This is a genomic window from Pseudomonas putida (genome assembly GCF_004357765.1).
Lineage (GTDB): Bacteria > Pseudomonadota > Gammaproteobacteria > Pseudomonadales > Pseudomonadaceae > Aquipseudomonas > Aquipseudomonas putida_U.
The window spans coordinates 306,237-324,107 of record NZ_SMTE01000007.1 but is presented as its reverse complement, the minus strand read 5'-3'; the positions used below and the strand labels follow the sequence as shown (position 1 = coordinate 324,107).

The 17,871-nt window shown below is 63.2% G+C and carries 18 protein-coding genes; 4 read left to right on the top strand and 14 right to left on the bottom strand.

All coding sequences use genetic code 11. From position 1 onward, the window contains the following. The 4 genes from E2H86_RS26085 to E2H86_RS13085 form a co-directional block, all read left to right on the top strand. On the top strand, nt 1-211 hold a 211-nt coding region (locus E2H86_RS26085), incomplete at its 5' end, for a hypothetical protein (protein WP_207955629.1). Then, entirely contained in the window at nt 129-365 is a 237-nt protein-coding gene (locus E2H86_RS26430) for a transposase (protein ID WP_207955627.1), read from the top strand. The genes E2H86_RS26085 and E2H86_RS26430, both read left to right, overlap by 83 nt. Before the next feature lie 70 nt (nt 366-435). Continuing rightward, a complete protein-coding gene (locus tag E2H86_RS13090; RefSeq protein ID WP_133328392.1) occupies nt 436-780 on the top strand; it encodes an EscU/YscU/HrcU family type III secretion system export apparatus switch protein in 345 nt (114 codons plus the stop codon). Nucleotides 781-837: 57 nt separating this feature from the next. Further along, a complete protein-coding gene (locus E2H86_RS13085) occupies nt 838-3,567 on the top strand; it encodes a dermonecrotic toxin domain-containing protein (RefSeq protein WP_133328390.1) in 2,730 nt (909 codons plus the stop codon). A gap of 35 nt (nt 3,568-3,602) precedes the next feature. On the opposite strand, the gene E2H86_RS13080 is transcribed toward E2H86_RS13085, so the two are convergent. From E2H86_RS13080 to flhA, 14 genes are all read right to left on the bottom strand, one after another. After that, a complete protein-coding gene (locus E2H86_RS13080; RefSeq protein WP_133328388.1) occupies nt 3,603-3,998 on the bottom strand; it encodes a DUF2802 domain-containing protein in 396 nt (131 codons plus the stop codon). Nucleotide 3,999: 1 nt separating this feature from the next. Further along, a complete protein-coding gene (locus tag E2H86_RS13075) occupies nt 4,000-4,479 on the bottom strand; it encodes a chemotaxis protein CheW (protein ID WP_003254393.1) in 480 nt (159 codons plus the stop codon). Nucleotides 4,480-4,521: 42 nt separating this feature from the next. After that, entirely contained in the window at nt 4,522-5,406 is an 885-nt protein-coding gene (locus E2H86_RS13070) for a CheW domain-containing protein (RefSeq protein ID WP_133328386.1), read from the bottom strand. Further along, on the bottom strand, nt 5,403-6,194 hold the full coding sequence (locus E2H86_RS13065) for a ParA family protein (protein ID WP_133328384.1): 792 nt from the start codon (nt 6,192-6,194) through the stop codon (nt 5,403-5,405). The genes E2H86_RS13070 and E2H86_RS13065 overlap by 4 nt, the downstream gene beginning before the upstream one ends. Before the next feature lie 84 nt (nt 6,195-6,278). Then, entirely contained in the window at nt 6,279-7,124 is an 846-nt protein-coding gene (gene motD, locus E2H86_RS13060; RefSeq protein WP_133328382.1) for a flagellar motor protein MotD, read from the bottom strand. A gap of 3 nt (nt 7,125-7,127) precedes the next feature. Then, nucleotides 7,128-7,868, bottom strand: coding sequence for a flagellar motor protein (locus E2H86_RS13055; RefSeq protein ID WP_133328380.1), 741 nt, complete (start codon nt 7,866-7,868; stop codon nt 7,128-7,130). Further along, on the bottom strand, nt 7,868-8,995 hold the full coding sequence (locus E2H86_RS13050; protein ID WP_133328378.1) for a protein-glutamate methylesterase/protein-glutamine glutaminase: 1,128 nt from the start codon (nt 8,993-8,995) through the stop codon (nt 7,868-7,870). The genes E2H86_RS13055 and E2H86_RS13050 overlap by 1 nt, the downstream gene beginning before the upstream one ends. 47 nt (nt 8,996-9,042) lie before the next feature. Beyond that, nucleotides 9,043-11,262, bottom strand: coding sequence for a chemotaxis protein CheA (locus E2H86_RS13045; RefSeq protein ID WP_133328376.1), 2,220 nt, complete (start codon nt 11,260-11,262; stop codon nt 9,043-9,045). A 12-nt stretch (nt 11,263-11,274) separates the two neighbouring features. Then, the gene (locus tag E2H86_RS13040) at nt 11,275-12,063 is read right to left on the bottom strand and encodes a protein phosphatase CheZ (protein ID WP_133328374.1); all 789 of its coding nucleotides are present in this window, start codon (nt 12,061-12,063) and stop codon (nt 11,275-11,277) included. A gap of 18 nt (nt 12,064-12,081) precedes the next feature. Next, on the bottom strand, nt 12,082-12,456 hold the full coding sequence (locus E2H86_RS13035; protein ID WP_133328372.1) for a chemotaxis response regulator CheY: 375 nt from the start codon (nt 12,454-12,456) through the stop codon (nt 12,082-12,084). Nucleotides 12,457-12,559: 103 nt separating this feature from the next. Next, nucleotides 12,560-13,300, bottom strand: coding sequence for an RNA polymerase sigma factor FliA (gene fliA / locus E2H86_RS13030; protein ID WP_133328370.1), 741 nt, complete (start codon nt 13,298-13,300; stop codon nt 12,560-12,562). Beyond that, a complete protein-coding gene (gene fleN, locus E2H86_RS13025) occupies nt 13,297-14,139 on the bottom strand; it encodes a flagellar synthesis regulator FleN (RefSeq protein ID WP_196171850.1) in 843 nt (280 codons plus the stop codon). The genes fliA and fleN overlap by 4 nt, the downstream gene beginning before the upstream one ends. A 98-nt stretch (nt 14,140-14,237) precedes the next feature. After that, nucleotides 14,238-15,545 carry a flagellar biosynthesis protein FlhF gene (flhF, locus tag E2H86_RS13020; RefSeq protein WP_133328366.1) on the bottom strand — a complete coding sequence of 436 codons (1,308 nt, stop codon included), beginning with the start codon at nt 15,543-15,545 and terminating at the stop codon, nt 14,238-14,240. A gap of 11 nt (nt 15,546-15,556) precedes the next feature. Beyond that, nucleotides 15,557-17,686, bottom strand: coding sequence for a flagellar biosynthesis protein FlhA (flhA, locus tag E2H86_RS13015; protein WP_133328364.1), 2,130 nt, complete (start codon nt 17,684-17,686; stop codon nt 15,557-15,559). Nucleotides 17,687-17,871: the final 185 nt, after the last annotated feature.

Sequence of the window (17,871 nt, the reverse complement as noted above, 5' to 3'; positions counted from 1 at the left end):
ATCGCCCATGGTCACGGATGTTGCGATAGCTCAATTCGTTCAGGTAATTCCAGACAGTGTTAACCGACCGCGCCCACGCGCGCAGAACGGGCGCATGCCTGTCCTTGATGCGCAATTGGAGGGTTCTGGTGGTTTTCATTCTGGATTGGCCTTTATCTATATTGTTCAGCAAAATAGCGTGTTTACCATGGTTTTTTCAAGGTTGGTCTAGTGGAGAATTCATTGCGTGTTATTTCCCGGAATTGATGCAACCAGCCTGGCAGGGGAATACGTTATGGTCGGCGTCGTATTTCGCCGGCAGCATAGGCGGTGCGCCATTGGACGTGGTTCGGCGCTACATCGAGCAGCAAGACAGGCCGGCGTAAGGGCGCGCAGTTCGCACGCCTCGCTATCCCTCCCCGCACTAAAGTACGGGGTATCTCGCGGAGAAAACCGATGAACGACAAACAACCGCGCCAGGCCATTGCCTTGAGCTACGACGGCCAACAGGCACCGACCCTCAGCGCCAAAGGCGACGATGCCCTGGCCGAAGCTATCCTCGCCCTGGCCCGCGAGCACGAGGTACCCATTTACGAGAACGCCGAGCTGGTGCGCCTGCTGGCGCGCCTGGAGCTGGGCGAGCAGATTCCCCAGGCGCTGTACCTGACCATCGCCGAAATCATCGCTTTCGCCTGGCAGTTGCGCGGCAAGGTGCCACCTGGCTTCGACGATAGCCCGACGTCCCCACGCGACGTGTCCCCCGTCACCCAGGCGTTGCCCCCGAGCGATAGCACTATCTAACGCGCCCGAGGGCCACCGACACGGCACGCTGGACGCTTTCAACCCGAAGGCCAGCATATGCACACCATCCCCCCTGCCAACCGCGGCCTGGTCCGCCAGGCACTGCTCGATATCCCCCGGCCGGACCTGATCGCCAAAGAGAAGCTGCAGACTTGGCTAGCCGCGCAAGGCATCACCGACAGCCCGCTCGATATCGACGTCATCACCTTCCATTATCAGACCGAACCCTTGGGCGAGGGTCGGGCGTACACCCAGGACAATGCCGTCATCACTCAGAAGATGAACCTGGTCGAAGCCCTCCTGGCCAACTGGCAGGGCGAAAGCGCTGCCGGGTACGGCGGCTTTCACTACGGCAACTGGGCTGGCATCGCACCGACCGGACCAGTGAAGCTGGTCGAGCGCCTGGAGCCGCTGGGCCTGTTCTCCAACGCGTCCCCCTACCTGATCTTCAACGGGCTCTATCGACGTACTCAAGCTGCCCGCTACGCCCCCGACACACGCCTGCCCGTACGCGCCGAGGACTTCCAGTCCTATCTCTGGAACCTGCATTTCCACACCGATTTCAAGTCCCGGCTGGATACCTACTGGCAACGCCGCCAGGAGCACTACCAACGGGCCCTGAAGATCGCCTTCATCGCTGCCTGCAACCGGCAGGTCCAGGCCGGGAGCCTCTCGGCCGACAGCCAGTTGGCGCTCTGGCGGGCTGCAGGCCTGACGCCGCGCCAGGATGTCCGGACCACGATGCTCAACATCTACGGGTATGTCTCATCGAGCATCGTGCAGATCAGCCAGGCATCGCGACCGCAGGTGATACTGTACATTCCGGGCAACCTGTCGCCCTTCCATGAGTTCGCCAGCGCTACGGCCATGCAGCAGTGGCTGGCGGCGCAGTGCCGCGAGAGCGACAAACGGGCAGCCCTGCTCGGCCACTTCGCTCGTGCCGATTGGCCGGACGGCCTGGAATTCAGCGGCCTGCGCACCGCGCTCGACGGGCTGGGCTTGTATCCACGCGCGCATCGCCTGTCTGCCGAGCATCCGGGCTTCGCCACCAGTGGTTTCTGGAAACCGGAAAACGTCATCAACTTCAGGCCCGAGAAGTACAGTCCGCCCATCGAGGGAGACCTGTTCCAAGCCCTGACCCAGCTGCAGAAACAACGCGCCTACGCCGACGCCGACAGCCAGATCACCAGCAACCACGAAATCGACAAAGCGCGCTGGGGGTCCTATCTGAACCTGATGACGACCCTCCTAGCTCCTCTGGTCATCGTGCTACCCGAACTGTCGCCGCTGTTATTGGCTGGCGGCGTCGGACAATTCGGCCTGGGCCTGGACGCGGCGATCAACGGCAAGGACCTGCAACAGCGCGAGCAGGGGCTGAGCGAACAAGTATTCGGTCTGTTCAATGCCCTGCCTGGGCTGGGCAATATCGTCGCGCGGCCCGCGAGCGTATTTGCCTACGCCCGTCGCGGGTTCTTCTCCAGCAAACGTCTTGCAGAGCTGCTGGAAGTGCCGGTCGGTGCTGCGCCGCAGGTCGAAGAGTTGGAGCTCGAGCCCGCCGAACTGGCGTTCCGTGAACCTGTGATCGTCTCGGCGCAAGCCACCTCGACCCTGGTGGCGCGCATCGACGAGCGTTTATACGCTCGCTTCGCTGCCTGGCTGCGAACCGATCGCGGCATCATCAACGACTGGGTGCAGTACGAAGTGTCCAGTGACAGCTTCATCCGCATTCAGGACGCCCGGTTGCCCGAGCCTACGCGCTGGATCATCCAGGGCGACGGTGAGTTCGCCCTGGTTGCCACCACCTCCGGGCCGCGCATCTCCAACAATGCGCAACGCATGGCCACCTTGCGCGGGCTGGGGATCGATCTGCAGCTGCCGCTGGACTTGCAGAGCTTTACCGATCTGCAGCGCACCGCCATTCCCCAGGTGGTGAGCAGCGTCTGGCTGGGCGATCAGCCGCTGCAGGGAGAGTTTCTCGAAGCGCTGACCCACAATGCACAAGCCTTGCAGGGCACCGCGTATCGCTACCAGGTCTTTCTGTCGCGGGAGAACCACGCGGTCTATCAAGGCAACTTGCGGCTATTGCGCCGACAGGCGCCGAACGCGTTACTGATGCCTCTGGAAGACCAAGGCTTCTTCCACGACTTCGCTCGATCGCCTTACTACCGCCAGTACCGGGACGCCATCGAGGGCAATGGCGGGTTAGCGAGAAATTTCAGCTCGGCCTGCGACGTCCTGCGTTATCGCCTGCTCAAGCATTATGGCGGGCTCTACCTGGATGCCGATGACCGCCTGCTACTGGCCTCCGACGCACAAGCAGAGTTGCCCTTGCAGCGAATCGAGCTCAAGACCACCCAGGATGGCCTGGTGCTTTCGCCGCCGGTGTCCAATGACCTGCTGGGCATGCACATCAAGTTCAACAGCAGCATGATCGGCAGCCACCCAGGCAACCCGACGCTCGATGCGATTTCCGAGCGCATCCTCCAGCGCTACGCCCAGACCCCTGCCTTCTACCGCACGCGTCCCGATCCGATCCTGCAACCCCTGCCCTTCCGCGACTACGCGCGCAAGCTCAGCCTGATCAGTGGACCTGGAGTGCTCAACGATGTGATCGACGAACGCCTACCCTGGCTCAGGCAGTTGCGTGAGGTGTGCAACCTGATGGCGTCGCCGATTCATGACATCGCGGCCACCGTGGACTTCAGCGAGTTGACCCGCGCACTGCGCGAACACGTACCCCTGGACAGGGTCGCGAAGATGGGACAGGCACACAGCTGGGCGGCCTGAGCGCGCAGCCGCGCGCTTCGGGACGCCCATTTGGGTCATTCGCTTCGGTGCAACTTCCTCATCAACTCTGCCTCGGCCTGGGTCAGGCCGCAGGTTTCGGTGAGTTCGGAGACACTGGCGCCCATGCCGACCAGCTTGGCCGCCTGGGTGAAGGTCACGCTGTTGGGATCACGCTGCTCGAGTTGCTGGACTTTCTCGGGCAGCGGCGCCAACACCGCGCGCAGCTCGTGAATGGCCTCGCCCATGCGCACGGTACCGTTCTGGTAGTCGTCCAGGCGTTTGGCCAAGTCCTTGATACGCTGATCACGCAGCGCATCGCCCGCCGCCTGTTCGGCGGCCATTTCTCGCTGGCGCTTGCTGTAGTTGAGGAACAACCACAGGCTCACTGCCCAGAGCAGCGCCAGGAAGATGACAGCAGCCTCGAAAATCAACTCAGATGTTCTCCAGCTCGGACCACTCTTCCTCGGTCATCATCTTGTCCAGCTCGACCAGGATCAACAGCTCACCGTTCTTGTTGCAAACGCCCTGGATGAACTTGGCCGACTCTTCGTTGCCCACGTTCGGCGCGGTCTCGATCTCGGACTGGCGCAGGTAGACCACTTCGGCAACGCTGTCGACCAGAATGCCCACCACCTGCTTGTCCGCCTCGATGATGACGATGCGGGTGTTGTCGGTCACCTCGGTCGGCATCAGGCCGAAACGCTGGCGGGTGTCGATCACCGTCACCACGTTGCCGCGCAGGTTGATGATGCCCAGCACATAACTTGGCGCACCCGGCACGGGAGCGATTTCGGTATAGCGCAGCACTTCTTGCACCTGCATCACGTTGATGCCGTAGGACTCGTTGTCCAGACGGAAGGTTACCCACTGCAGGATCGGATCTTCGGAACCTTGTGCGGACGACTTTTTCATTCCCCTACCCCTTGAAATCCGCCGTTGGCGGTGTGTTAGGTGTCATTGCTGTTGGCTGTGCATCTGCTTGACGGCGCCGCTGGCGATCAACTCGGCCAGCTCGGCGACATCCAGCAGCGCACACATGTGTTCGATGACCGTACCGGCCAACCACGGGCGCTGGCCGCGCTGGCTGCGCCATTTGATCTCGTTCGGGTCCAGGCGCAGCGAGCGGCTGACCTGATGCACCGCCAGTCCCCATTCATAGCCCTGCACCGAAATCACATAGTGCAAGCCCTGGCGGAAATCATCGCGATAGCGGTCGGGCATGACCCAACGCGCGGTGTCCAATACCTTCAAGTTGCCGGCCTGGCAGGTGAGGATGCCGAGGAACCAGTCCGGCTGGCCGAACAGCGGTGTCAGCTCCTGACCTTCGAGGCTGTAGATCGAACCCAGGCACACCAGCGGCACCGCCAGGGTCAGCCCGGCGACGTCGAACAACAGGCACTCGAACGGCTCAGCGGCCCAGGCCGGGCGACCATCGACCGTGGTCGGCGGCGTCGGCACGCCGGCTATCGGCAGGTGCAGGTCGACCAGGGGCGCTACCGGCTCGGCGGCCTGGACTTCGGTCAAGACCGGAATACTCGCCTCGGCTACCACGTCGGCGGCAACCACCGCGACCACCGGTTCTTCGACTGGCATCACGGCCGGCAGGATCGCTGCCTGCGGCTCGGCGAAGGGCCGCCTGGTGGGTGGCGCCACGGACGCTTGCTGGCGGGCATCGAAAGCCTGCTCTTCGCGCACGGCGGCGGCGAACTCATCGCCTGGCTCGGCGGTAAGGACCTGGGCGACCTCGCTCGACTCGTCGGGCTCGGTGGCTTCCTGCAACAATCCATCGAGGTACGACTGCAAGGCCAGTTGCGGACGGGTACCGACAGGACGGTTCATGAGGCCACCCGCAGCGCAGTTTTATAGGTGAGCAAGTGCTTGAGCAAGGCCCGATAGGCGATCACCCCGCGGCTCTTGCCATCGAACTGCGACGGCGTGACGCCGTTGCGGCTGGCGTCGCGCAGGCGCGTATCGACTGGGATGTAACCCTGCCAGACTTGCTGGTCGTACGTGTCGCGCAGCACTTTGAGCGTGCCCAGCGAAGCCTGGGTGCGGCGATCGAAGAGAGTCGGGACGATCTGGTAAGGCAGGGCCTGCTTGCGCGAACGGTTGATCATGGCCAGGGTGCCGATCATGCGCTCCAGGCCCTTGACCGCGAGAAACTCGGTCTGCACCGGAATCACCAACTGCTGGCTGGCAGCCAGGGCATTGACCATGAGCACCCCGAGCAAGGGAGGGCTGTCGATCAGGGCGAAGTCGAAATCCTGCCACAGTTGCGCCAGACTCTTGGCGACCACCAGGCCCAGGCCGTTCTGTCCCGGTGACTGGCGCTCGAGCACCGCCAACGCGGTGCTCGAGGGCAGCAGGGAAATGCGCTCGTCGCTGGTCGGCAGCAGCAATTGGCCGGGCAGGCCCTCGGGCACCGCGTCTTTGTGCAGGAACAGGTCGTAGCAGCTGTGCTCCAGCGCATCGGGGTTGTGGCCGAAGTAGCTGGTCATCGAGCCATGGGGGTCGAGGTCGACGACGACCACGCGCTTACCCGCCTCGGCCAACAGGCCGGCCAGGGCGATCGTGGTGGTGGTCTTGCCGACGCCACCTTTTTGATTGGCTACTGCCCAGACTCTCATAGGACAACTCTGACTCATGAATTTAGCGCCCATCCTTGCGGGATCGCACCCCTCAAGCTGACGCCGTGACGGAGAATTGACGAGTCAACGACTCCCGACTGCTGGTGCACTTTGTGTGCCAGCACGGCGCAAGGCCGCATCCGGCGTGGCGTTGGCACTCCCTGAACCGGTCAGGCTGCGGCGCACTTCGAGGTTACGGGAAATCACCAACACCACCCGACGGTTGCGTGCCCGGCCTTCGGCGGTATCGTTGCCGGCTACCGGCTGGTACTCGCCATAGCCCACCGCTGCCATGCGCGCCGGGTTGACCCCCTCCATCGCCAGCAGGCGCACGATGCTCGCCGCCCGTGCCGAGGACAGCTCCCAGTTGGTCGGGAACTGCGCGGTGCGGATCGGCAGGTTGTCGGTGAAGCCTTCCACATGGACCGGGTTGGCGAACGGCTTGAGGATGTTCGCCACCTTTTCGATGATGTCGAACGCCTTGTCGCTGGGCATGGCATCACCGCTGCCGAACAGCAGCGAAGAGTTAAGTTCGATCTCGACCCACAGTTCGTTGCCGCGCACGGTCATCTGGTCGGATTTGATCAGGTCGCCGAAGGCATCGCGCACGTCGTCGCTGATGGCCTTGAGCGGATCAACGCTGGTTTGCGCAAGGCCCGCATCGGTCTGCTCGCTGTCCTTGATCAACGGCTCGGCCGGGCGCACGCTCAGCGGCCGCTCCTCGCCGATTGGGATGGGTTTCATCGCCCGCTCGGGGTCGTTGAACACCCCCAGCAGGGCCTGGGAGATGACCTTGTACTTGCCTTCGTTGATCGAAGAAATCGAGTACATGACCACGAAGAACGCGAACAGCAAGGTGATGAAGTCGGCGTACGACACCAGCCAACGTTCGTGATTCTCGTGTTCTTCGGTATGACGGCGGCGACGCATGGGTTACTCCATGAAGCCTTGCAGCTTCAGCTCGATCGAGCGTGGATTTTCCCCTTCGGCAATCGACAGCAGCCCCTCGAGCAGCATCTCGCGGTAGCGCGACTGGCGCAGGACGATGGCCTTCAGCTTGTTGGCGACCGGTAGCAGTATCAGGTTGGCACTGGCCACACCATAGATGGTGGCGACGAAGGCCACGGCGATGCCGTTGCCCAACTGCGACGGGTCGGCGAGGTTGCCCATGACGTGGATCAGCCCCATCACCGCACCGATGATGCCGATGGTCGGCGCGTAGCCCCCCATGCTTTCGAACACCTTGGCGGCCTGGATATCACGAGCCTCCTGGGTCAGGAAATCGACCTCGAGAATGCTGCGGATCGACTCAGGCTCGGCGCCATCGACCAGCAGTTGCAGGCCCTTGCGCGCGTACGGGTCGGGCTCGCCATCGGCGACGCCTTCAAGACCCAGCAGGCCTTCCTTGCGCGCCGTCAGGCTCCAGTTGACCACCCGGTCGATACCCCCGGCCAGGTCGACCCGTGGAGGGAAGATGATCCAGCGCAGGATCTGCAGCGCCCGCTTGAACGCCGGCAACGGCGATTGCAACAGTGCCGCCGCCAGGGTACCGCCTAGCACGATCAGGCCGGCGGGGCCGTTGATCAGGGCACCGACATGGCCACCTTCGAGGAAATTGCCGCCGACGATGGCGACGAAGGCCAGGCTCAGGCCGATCAGGCTCAACACATCCATCAGACGCAGGCCTCAACCAGGTGCTTGCCGATCTCGTCCAGGCTGTACACCGCATCGGCCAGGTTGGCTTTGACGATGGCCATGGGCATGCCGTAGATCACGCAACTGGCTTCATCCTGGGCCCACACCGTGCTGCCGCCCTGCTTGAGCAACCGCGCGCCCTCGCGCCCGTCCGCGCCCATGCCGGTGAGCACCACCGAGAGGACCTTGTCGCCATAGGACTTGGCCGCCGAGCCGAAGGTGATGTCCACGCACGGCTTGTAGTTCAGGCGCTCATCGCCCGGCAGGATCTTCACCGCACCCCGGCCATCGACCATCATCTGCTTGCCACCTGGGGCCAGCAGGGCCAGGCCTGGGCGCAGCACGTCGCCGTCCTCGGCTTCCTTGACGCTGATCTTGCACAGCTTGTCGAGGCGTTCGGCAAAGGCCTTGGTGAATGCCGCCGGCATGTGCTGGATCAACACGATGGGAGCCGGGAAGCTGGCTGGCAACTGGGTCAGCACTCGCTGCAAGGCCACCGGGCCGCCGGTGGAGGTACCGATGGCCACCAATTTGTAGGGTTTGCGCTTGGGCGCAGGCGACGCCGCTGCAGGCGCGACACGAGCAGGCGCAGCACTGCGCACCGGTGCCGGGGTGGCCGACGCCAGGCTGCTGGCAGGCGCCTGCGCGGTACTGGCCGGGGCGGCTGCGGTGGCCGCTGCAGGGCTGGCGTAGCTGCCGAAGCGGCGATTGCTGCGGGAAATGGTGTGGACCTTCTCGCACAGCAGTTGCTTGACCTTTTCCGGGTTGCGCGAGATGTCCTCGAAGTTCTTCGGCAGGTAGTCGACCGCACCGGCGTCCAGGGCGTCGAGGGTGACGCGGGCGCCTTCGTGGGTCAGCGAGGAGAACATCAACACCGGCGTCGGGCAGCGCTGCATGATGTGCCGTACCGCGGTAATGCCATCCATCATGGGCATTTCATAGTCCATGGTGATGACATCGGGCTTGAGCGACAGCGCCTGGTCGATCGCCTCCCTGCCATTGGTCGCGGTGCCCACGACCTGGATGGTCGGGTCGGCCGAGAGGATTTCCGAGACACGGCGGCGGAAGAAACCGGAATCATCCACCACCAGGACCTTGACTGCCATAAACACTCCATTAGCCGGCGCGCCCCTCGCGGGGAGCGCCAGCAGAATCAAATACGCCGCGCCGCGTAACGCTTGAGCATGCTCGGAACGTCGAGAATCAGCGCGATGCGGCCGTCACCGGTGATGGTGGCGCCAGACATGCCGGGGGTTCCCTGGAGCATCTTGCCCAGCGGCTTGATCACCACCTCTTCCTGGCCGACCAATTGGTCGACCACGAAACCGATGCGCTGGGTCCCGACCGACAGGATCACCACATGGCCCTCGCGCTGCTCCTCGTGCACCTGGTCCTGGACCAGCCAGCGCTTGAGATAGAACAGCGGCAGCGCCTTGTCGCGCACGATCACCACTTCCTGGCCGTCGACCACGTTGGTGCGCGACAGGTCCAGGTGGAAGATCTCGTTGACGTTGACCAGCGGGAAGGCGAATGCCTGATTGCCCAGCATGACCATCAGGGTCGGCATGATCGCCAGGGTCAGCGGCACCTTGATGACGATCTTCGAACCCTGGCCCTTGGCCGAGTAGATGTTGATCGAGCCGTTGAGCTGGGAGATCTTGGTCTTCACCACGTCCATGCCGACACCACGGCCGGACACGTCGGAAATCTCGGTTTTGGTCGAGAACCCGGGGGCGAAGATCAGGTTGTAGCAATCCGATTCGCTCAGGCGGTCGGCAGCGTCCTTGTCCATCAGGCCCTTTTCCACGGCCTTGGCGCGCAGCACGTTCGGGTCCATGCCCTTGCCGTCGTCGGAGATCGACAAGAGAATATGGTCGCCTTCCTGCTCCGCCGAGAGCACCACGTGACCGGTCCGGGGTTTACCCGAGGCCTCGCGCTCTTCGGGCATCTCGACACCGTGGTCGACGGCGTTGCGCACCAAGTGCACCAACGGGTCGGCCAGGGCCTCGACGAGGTTCTTGTCGAGGTCGGTTTCTTCGCCGACCAGTTCCAGGTTGATCTCTTTCTTGAGCTGGCGGGCCAGGTCGCGAACCAGGCGCGGGAAGCGCCCGAAGACCTTCTTGATCGGCTGCATGCGGGTCTTCATGACCGCGGTCTGCAGGTCGGCGGTGACCACGTCGAGGTTCGACACGGCCTTGGACATGGCCTCGTCGCCACTGTTCAGGCCCAGGCGCACCAGGCGGTTACGCACCAGCACCAGTTCGCCGACCATGTTCATGATCTCGTCCAGGCGCGCAGTATCGACCCGTACGGTGGTTTCCGCTTCGCTGGCCACCGGCTTTTCCGCCACCGGCGCAGCGGTACGGGCCGGCGCAGCAGGCTTGGCGACCGCTGCCGGAGCAGTAGCAGCCGGCTTGGGTTCAGGCTTGGGCTCGGCCTTGGCTTCAAGCTTGGCCTGGGGCTTGCTGGCCACGGCGGCAGGCGCCGGCGCTGCGACCGCCTCACCGGAGAACTTGCCTTTGCCGTGCAATTGATCGAGCAGCGCTTCGAATTCATGGTCGCTGATTTCGTCACCGCCAGCAGCGGGCTCTGCCGTTGCGGCGCTGGCCGTCGGCAGGGCATCGGCTTGGAAGGTGCCCTTGCCATGCAACTGGTCGAGCAACGACTCGAACTCTTCGTCGGTGATCTCGTCACTGGCCGGCTCTTTGGCGACCGCGGGCGACTCGCTGGCGACCGCTTCGGCACTGAACTGACCCTTGCCGTGCAACTGGTCGAGCAGCGACTCGAACTCGGCGTCGGTGATTTCGTCACCTTCGCCACCGGCAGCCTCGCCCTGCGTGAGCTCAGCAGCAGCCGCTTCGGCCTTGACCGCATCGAGCGAGTCGAGCAGTTGCTCGAACTCGGTGTCGGTGATGTCCTCTTGCGCTGCGGGGGCCTCGAGTACAGCCTCGGGCTCGGCGACCGCGGGGGCCTCGTCGGCCGAAGCTGGCTCTGCCAAGCGCGACAGCGCCGCCAGCAGCTCCGGGGTGGCCGGGGTCACTTCGCTGCGCTCGCGCACCTGGCCGAACATGCTGTTGACCGTATCGAGCGCGGCAAGCACCACGTCCATCAGTTCCGCGTCGACCCGGCGCTCACCTTTGCGCAGGATGTCGAACACGTTCTCGGCGATATGGCAGCACTCCACCAGCTCGTTGAGCTGAAGGAAGCCGGCGCCCCCTTTTACAGTGTGGAAACCGCGAAAGATCGCATTGAGCAGGTCGGCATCGTCGGGCCGGCTTTCCAGCTCGACCAGTTGCTCGGACAGTTGCTCAAGAATTTCGCCGGCTTCTACCAGGAAATCCTGAAGGATTTCTTCATCGGCGCCGAAGCTCATTAAACGTGCTCCTTAAAAACCCAGGCTGGACAGCAGATCGTCGACGTCATCCTGACCGGATACGACGTCTTCACGCTTATCGGCATGAATCTGCGGACCTTCACCCCGAGTCGGATGTTTTTCTTGATCTTTTTCAGCGCGCAGCTGTTGATGGTCATGTTCGATACCGGCAAAGCGGTCGACCTGACTGGCCATCAGCACGAGCTTGAGCAGATTGCTTTCGACTTCGGTCACCAATGCGGTGACCCGTTTGATCACCTGGCCAGTGAGGTCTTGGTAGTCCTGGGCCAGGAGAATGTCGTTGAGGTAGCCGGCGACCTGGCGGTTGCCCTCGGCGCTATGCGTCAGGAAACTGTCGACGCGCTTGACCAGGTCACGGAACTCCGGCGCAGCGACTTCGCGGCGCATGAAACGCTGCCAATCGACACTCAGGTTCTGCGCCTCGGCCGCCAGCTCGTTGAGCACCGGAGTGCCCTGCTCCACCAGATCCATGGTGCGGTTGGCGGCGCCCTCGGTGAGCTTCACCACGTAGGACAGGCGCTCGGTGGCGTCGGTGATCTGCGAAACTTCCTCGGCCTGCGGCATGCGCGGGTCGATCTGGAAGCTGACGATCGCACTGTGCAGCTCGCGGGTGAGCTTGCCGACTTCCTGGTACAGGCCGCGGTCGCGGGTCTGGTTCAGCTGGTGAATCAGCTGCACCGCATCGCCGAAACGACCCTTTTCCAGGCTCTCGACCAATTCCTCGGCATGTTTCTTCAGGGTCGACTCGAACTCCCCCAAAGACGAATGTGATGGTTCCATGGCGCCCCCTGACGTGACTCAGCCGTTGACGCGTTCGAAGATCTTCTCGATCTTTTCTTTGAGCACCTGGGCGGTGAACGGCTTGACCACATAACCATTGACGCCGGCCTGAGCCGCTTCGATGATCTGGTCGCGCTTGGCCTCGGCAGTCACCATCAGCACCGGCATGCCCTTGAGGCGCTCGTGAGCGCGCACCTTGCGCAGCAGGTCGATACCGGACATACCCGGCATGTTCCAGTCGGTCACCAGGAAGTCGTAGTGGCCGCTTTCGAGCATCGGCAGCGCCGTGGTGCCGTCATCGGCTTCATCGGTATTGGTGAAGCCCAGATCACGCAACAGGTTCTTGATGATCCGCCGCATCGTCGAGAAGTCGTCAACGATGAGGATTTTCATGTCTTTGTTCAATTAGACCTCCAAGCAGTCTCAAACGCGCTCGCCTGCGAGCACGCACTCAATCAATTCGGTACAACGGCAAACGACTGCAACGACCCCGGGCTCAACGTGCCCGCCATTCTCCAAGGCGGCTGCGCAGACGCGCGGCGCACTGGCTATGCAACTGGCTGACACGCGATTCGCTGACCCCCAGCACCTCACCGATTTCCTTGAGGTTCAGCTCCTCGTCGTAGTACAGCGCCAGCACCAGGCGCTCGCGCTCCGGCAGATTGGCGATGGCATCGGCCAGGGCAGCCTGGAAGCGCTCTTCTTCCAAATCCCGCGAAGGCTCGACCTGGCCACTGGCGCCGTCCTCATGCAACCCTTCGTGCTCGCCGTCCTGCAACAGGTCGTCGAAGCTGAACAGGCGACTACCCAAGGTATCGTTCAAAATCCCGTAGTAATCATCGAGACTCAATTGGAGTTCGGCAGCAACCTCGTGATCTTTAGCGTCACGTCCCGTTCTTGCTTCGACGGCGCGCATCGCGTCGCTGACCATGCGGGTGTTGCGGTGCACCGAGCGGGGTGCCCAGTCACCCTTGCGGACCTCGTCGAGCATGGCCCCACGGATGCGGATGCCAGCGTAGGTTTCGAAGCTCGCACCCTTGCTGGCATCGTATTTGTTGGCCACTTCCAGCAGGCCGATCATGCCGGCCTGAATCAGGTCTTCGACCTGGACGTTGGCCGGCAGGCGTGCCAGCAGGTGATAAGCGATACGCTTGACCAGCGGCGCATAGCGCTCGATCAGCTCGTACTGGGCATCCTTGGACGCCTTGCTGTACATCTTGAAGCCGCTGGCGTTCATAACACCGGCCCCGCGCTGCTGGGTTGCACCAGGCGCTCGACGAAGAATTCCAGATGGCCACGCGGGTTGGCCGGCAGCGGCCAGCTGTCGACCTTCTGCGCGATCGCCTTGAACGCCAAGGCGCATTTCGAGCGCGGGAAGGCCTCGTAGACCGCGCGCTGCTTCTGCACCGCCTTGCGCACGCATTCGTCGTAGGGCACGGCGCCGACGTACTGCAGGGCCACGTCGAGGAAGCGATCGGTCACCTTGGTCAGCTTGGCGAACAGGTTGCGCCCCTCTTGGGGACTCTGCGCCATGTTGGCCAGGACGCGGAAACGGCTCATCCCATAGTCACGGTTGAGCAGCTTGATCAGTGCGTAGGCATCGGTGATGGAGGTGGGTTCGTCGCACACCACCAGCAGCACTTCCTGGGCGGCCCGCACGAAGCTGACCACCGAGTCACCGATACCGGCAGCGGTGTCGATGACCAGTACGTCGAGGTTGTCGCCGATCTCGCTGAAGGCCTGAATCAGGCCAGCGTGCTGGGCCGGCGCGAGGTGCACCATGCTTTGCGTGCCCGAGGCCGCCGGTACGATGCGCACACCGTTGGGACCTTGCAGCAGGACATCGCGCAGTTCGCAACGGCCTTCGATGACATCGGCGATGGTGCGCTTGGGGGTCAGCCCCAGCAGCACGTCGACGTTGGCCAGGCCAAGGTCGGCGTCCAGCAGCATGACGCGGCGGCCGAGCTCGGCCAATGCCAGTGACAGATTCACTGAAACATTGGTCTTGCCGACGCCACCTTTGCCGCCAGTCACGGCGATCACCTGTACGGGGTGCATGCTACCCATATCTGTTATTTACCTTGTCTCGCTTGGACCTGGGCCACACGAGGGGCAAGCGTGCAGGCCCCTGGGTGTAGGTACTTTGGTATAGCTGTCTTGCACATGTCTTGCCTTCAACCCGCACGGCGCGGGTTGTGATAGAGATCAGCGAACATGTCGGCCATGGCCTCCTCGCTGGGCTCGTCCTGCATCTGCACGCTGACGGCGCGACTCACCAGTTGGTGCTTGCGCGGCAAGTGCAGGTCGTCAGGAATGCGCGGGCCATCGGTCAGATAGGCCACGGGCAGTTCATGACTGATGGCCAGGCTCAGCACTTCGCCGAGGCTCGCCGTCTCATCGAGTTTGGTCAGGATACATCCAGCCAGGCCGCAGCGCTTGTAGCTGTGGTAGGCGGCCGTCAGCACCTGCTTCTGGCTGGTGGTGGCCAGTACCAGGTAATTCTTCGCAGCGATGCCACGCCCGGCCAGGGTTTCCAGTTGCATACGCAGAGCCGGATCGCTGGCTTGCAGGCCAGCGGTGTCGATCAGCACCACACGCTTGCGCAGCAGCGGCTCCAGGGCCTGGGCCAAGGACTCGCCCGGATCGACATAGGTGACCGGCACGTTGAGGATACGACCCAAAGTCTTGAGCTGCTCCTGGGCGCCGATGCGAAAACTGTCCATGCTCACCAGCGCGACATTGGCCGGGCCGTACTTGAGCACATAGCGCGCCGCCAGCTTGGCCAGCGTGGTGGTCTTGCCCATGCCGGCCGGGCCGACCATGGCGATCACCCCGCCCTCTTCGATCGGCTCGACCTCAGGCACTTCGATCATCCGCGCCAGGTGTGCCAGCAGCATGCGCCAGGCCTGGCGCGGCTCTTCGATGCCCTGGGTGAGATCGAGCAGTTGTCGGGCGATCGGCCCGGACAGGCCGATGCGCAACAGGCGCCGCCAGAGGTTGGCCTGCTGCGGCTGATTGCCTTGCAACTGCCCCCAGGCGAGCGAGCCGAGCTGCACTTCGAGCAGTTCACGCAGGCCCGAGAGCTCCGAGCGCATGGCATTGAACAGACGCGGGTCGACCGCCGCAGCCGGTGCCGGCGCTGGTGCCACCGGCTCATCGACATGGGGCTCGATCAACGGCTCGGCGGCGGTCAGCGACTGGCCGGCGAACAATTGGCGGTTCCCCAAGGCCTCGCCTTCGCGGCTGGCCAACTCGGCCTGGGCCGAGGCGATACGCGACTGCGTCTTGCGCAGCTCTTCCTCGAGCTCGGCATTGGGTACCCGCGGCGCCAGGGCCGACAGCTTGTAGTCCAGCGCGGCAGTGAGTTCGACGCCACCGGCGATGCGACGGTTGCCGATGATGGCGGCATCGGAGCCGAGCTCATCACGAACCAGCTTCATGGCCTGGCGCATATCGGCGGCGAAAAAACGCTTAACTTGCATAACCCACTACCTCAGCCATTTGGGCCCACGGTGGCAACGATGGTGACTTGCTTGTTGTCCGGTATTTCCTGATACGCCAGAACATGCAAATTCGGTACGGCCAGGCGACCGAAGCGCGACAGCATGGCGCGGATCGGGCCTGCCACCAGAAGGATGGCCGCCTGGCCTTGCATCTCCTGACGCTGGGCCGCTTCGATCAACGAACGCTGCAGCTTTTCGGCCATGCTCGGTTCCAGAAGAACACCTTCTTCCTGACCTTGTCCGGCCCTTTGCAGACTATTGAGCAAAATCTGTTCCAACCTTGGCTCCAAGGTGATCACAGGCAGCTCGGACTCAGTGCCGACAATGCTTTGCACGATGGCGCGACACAATCCGACGCGCACTGCGGCGACCAGCGCGGCGGTATCTTGACTCTTGCCAGCGTTATTGGCGATGGCTTCGGCAATGCTGCGGATATCTCGCACCGGCACCTGCTCGGCGAGCAGCGCTTGCAGTACCTTGAGCAGCCCCGACAACGAAATGACACCCGGCACCAGCTCTTCGGCCAGTTTCGGCGAAGCTTTGCCCAATACCGCCAGCAATTGCTGAACCTCTTCGTGGCCGATCAGTTCGTGGCAGTGCTTCTGCAGGATCTGATTGAGGTGGGTGGCGACCACGGTACTGGCGTCGACCACGGTATAGCCCAGCGATTGCGCCTGGGCGCGCTGACCGACATCGATCCACACCGCCTCCAGGCCGAACGCCGGATCACGCGCGGCAATGCCGTTCAGCGTGCCGAACACCTGACCTGGGTTGATCGCCAGCTCACGGTCCGGGTAGATCTCGGCTTCGGAGAGGATCACGCCCATCAGCGTCAGGCGATAGGCACTGGGTTGCAGGTCGAGGTTGTCGCGAATGTGCACGGTCGGCATGAGGAAGCCCAGGTCCTGGGACAGCTTCTTGCGCACCCCCTTGATCCGCGCCAGCAGTTGACCTCCCTGATTGCGGTCGACCAGCGGGATCAGCCGGTAACCGACTTCCAGGCCGATCATGTCGATCGGGGTGACATCGTCCCAGCCCAGTTCCTTGGTTTCCATCGCCCGCTGCGGCGAAGGCAGCAGATCCTGCTGGCGCTTGGCTTCGGCTTGCGCCGCCGCCTTGGTCGCCTGTTGCTTCTTCCACACCAGGTAGGCACCGCCGCCCGCCAGCAAGCCCAGACTGAGGAAGGCGATGTGCGGCATGCCTGGCACCAAGCCCATGACCACCATCAGCGCGCCGGACACGGCCAGGGCTTTGGGCGAATCGAACATCTGCCGATTGATCAGCTTGCCCATATCCTCGGAACCCGAGGCACGGGTAACCATGATCGCAGCGGCGGTGGACAGCAGCAGTGATGGCAATTGCGCCACCAAACCGTCACCGATGGTCAGCAATGCGTAGACCTTGCCAGCCTCGCTGAACGACATGTTGTGCTGCAGCATACCGATCAGAATGCCGCCGATGAGGTTGATGAAGAGGATCAACAGACCGGCGATGGCATCGCCGCGGACGAATTTGCTGGCACCGTCCATCGAGCCGTAGAACTCGGCTTCCTGGGCCACTTCGGCACGCCGTGCCTTGGCCCCCGCCTGGTCGATCAGACCGGCGTTGAGGTCGGCGTCGATGGCCATCTGCTTGCCCGGCATGGCGTCCAGGGTGAAGCGCGCGCTGACCTCGGAAATACGTCCGGCACCTTTGGTCACGACCACGAAGTTGATGATCATGAGGATGGCGAACACCACGGCACCGACGACGTAGTTGCCGCCGATGACCACTTCACCAAAGGCCTGAATCACCTTACCGGCAGCGCCATGCCCCTCCTGGCCGTGGAGCATGACCACCCGGGTGGACGCCACGTTCAACGCCAGGCGCAGCAGCGTGGCCACCAGCAGGATGGTCGGGAAGGCGGCGAAATCCAGCGGGCGCAGGGCATACACGCAGACCAGCAGGACCACGATCGACAAAGCGATGTTGAAGGTGAAGAACACGTCGAGCAGGAACGGCGGCATCGGCAACATCATCATTGCCAACATCACCAGCAACAGCAGCGGCACGCCCAGGCTGCCCCGGCCGAGACCGGCCAGGTTGTTGCGAGCGTTGCTGATTAACTGAGTGCGATCCACCGCGAGTCCTCTTGCTGCAAAACTTTGACGCCCACAGGGCGTTTCGGCGTGGCTGTGCAAGAAGCCTTCCAACTTTGTGCAACGGGAGCTTTACGTTGGCTGTCCTGTCCTCTTCGCGGGCAAGCCCGCCCCCACAGGAACCCCAAAAGTTTCAATGTCTGTGGGGTCTCCGTGGGCGGGCTTGC

Coding starts and splice junctions, on each gene's coding strand:
- E2H86_RS13090 (WP_133328392.1), top strand. CDS start 436: ATGAACGACAAACAACCGCGCCAGGCCATTGCCTTGAGCTACGACGGC.
- E2H86_RS13085 (WP_133328390.1), top strand. CDS start 838: ATGCACACCATCCCCCCTGCCAACCGCGGCCTGGTCCGCCAGGCACTG.
- E2H86_RS13075 (WP_003254393.1), bottom strand. CDS start 4,479: ATGAAAAAGTCGTCCGCACAAGGTTCCGAAGATCCGATCCTGCAGTGG.
- E2H86_RS13070 (WP_133328386.1), bottom strand. CDS start 5,406: ATGAACCGTCCTGTCGGTACCCGTCCGCAACTGGCCTTGCAGTCGTAC.
- E2H86_RS13065 (WP_133328384.1), bottom strand. CDS start 6,194: ATGAGAGTCTGGGCAGTAGCCAATCAAAAAGGTGGCGTCGGCAAGACC.
- motD (WP_133328382.1), bottom strand. CDS start 7,124: ATGCGTCGCCGCCGTCATACCGAAGAACACGAGAATCACGAACGTTGG.
- E2H86_RS13055 (WP_133328380.1), bottom strand. CDS start 7,868: ATGGATGTGTTGAGCCTGATCGGCCTGAGCCTGGCCTTCGTCGCCATC.
- E2H86_RS13050 (WP_133328378.1), bottom strand. CDS start 8,995: ATGGCAGTCAAGGTCCTGGTGGTGGATGATTCCGGTTTCTTCCGCCGC.
- E2H86_RS13045 (WP_133328376.1), bottom strand. CDS start 11,262: ATGAGCTTCGGCGCCGATGAAGAAATCCTTCAGGATTTCCTGGTAGAA.
- E2H86_RS13040 (WP_133328374.1), bottom strand. CDS start 12,063: ATGGAACCATCACATTCGTCTTTGGGGGAGTTCGAGTCGACCCTGAAG.
- E2H86_RS13035 (WP_133328372.1), bottom strand. CDS start 12,456: ATGAAAATCCTCATCGTTGACGACTTCTCGACGATGCGGCGGATCATC.
- fliA (WP_133328370.1), bottom strand. CDS start 13,300: ATGAACGCCAGCGGCTTCAAGATGTACAGCAAGGCGTCCAAGGATGCC.
- flhF (WP_133328366.1), bottom strand. CDS start 15,545: ATGCAAGTTAAGCGTTTTTTCGCCGCCGATATGCGCCAGGCCATGAAG.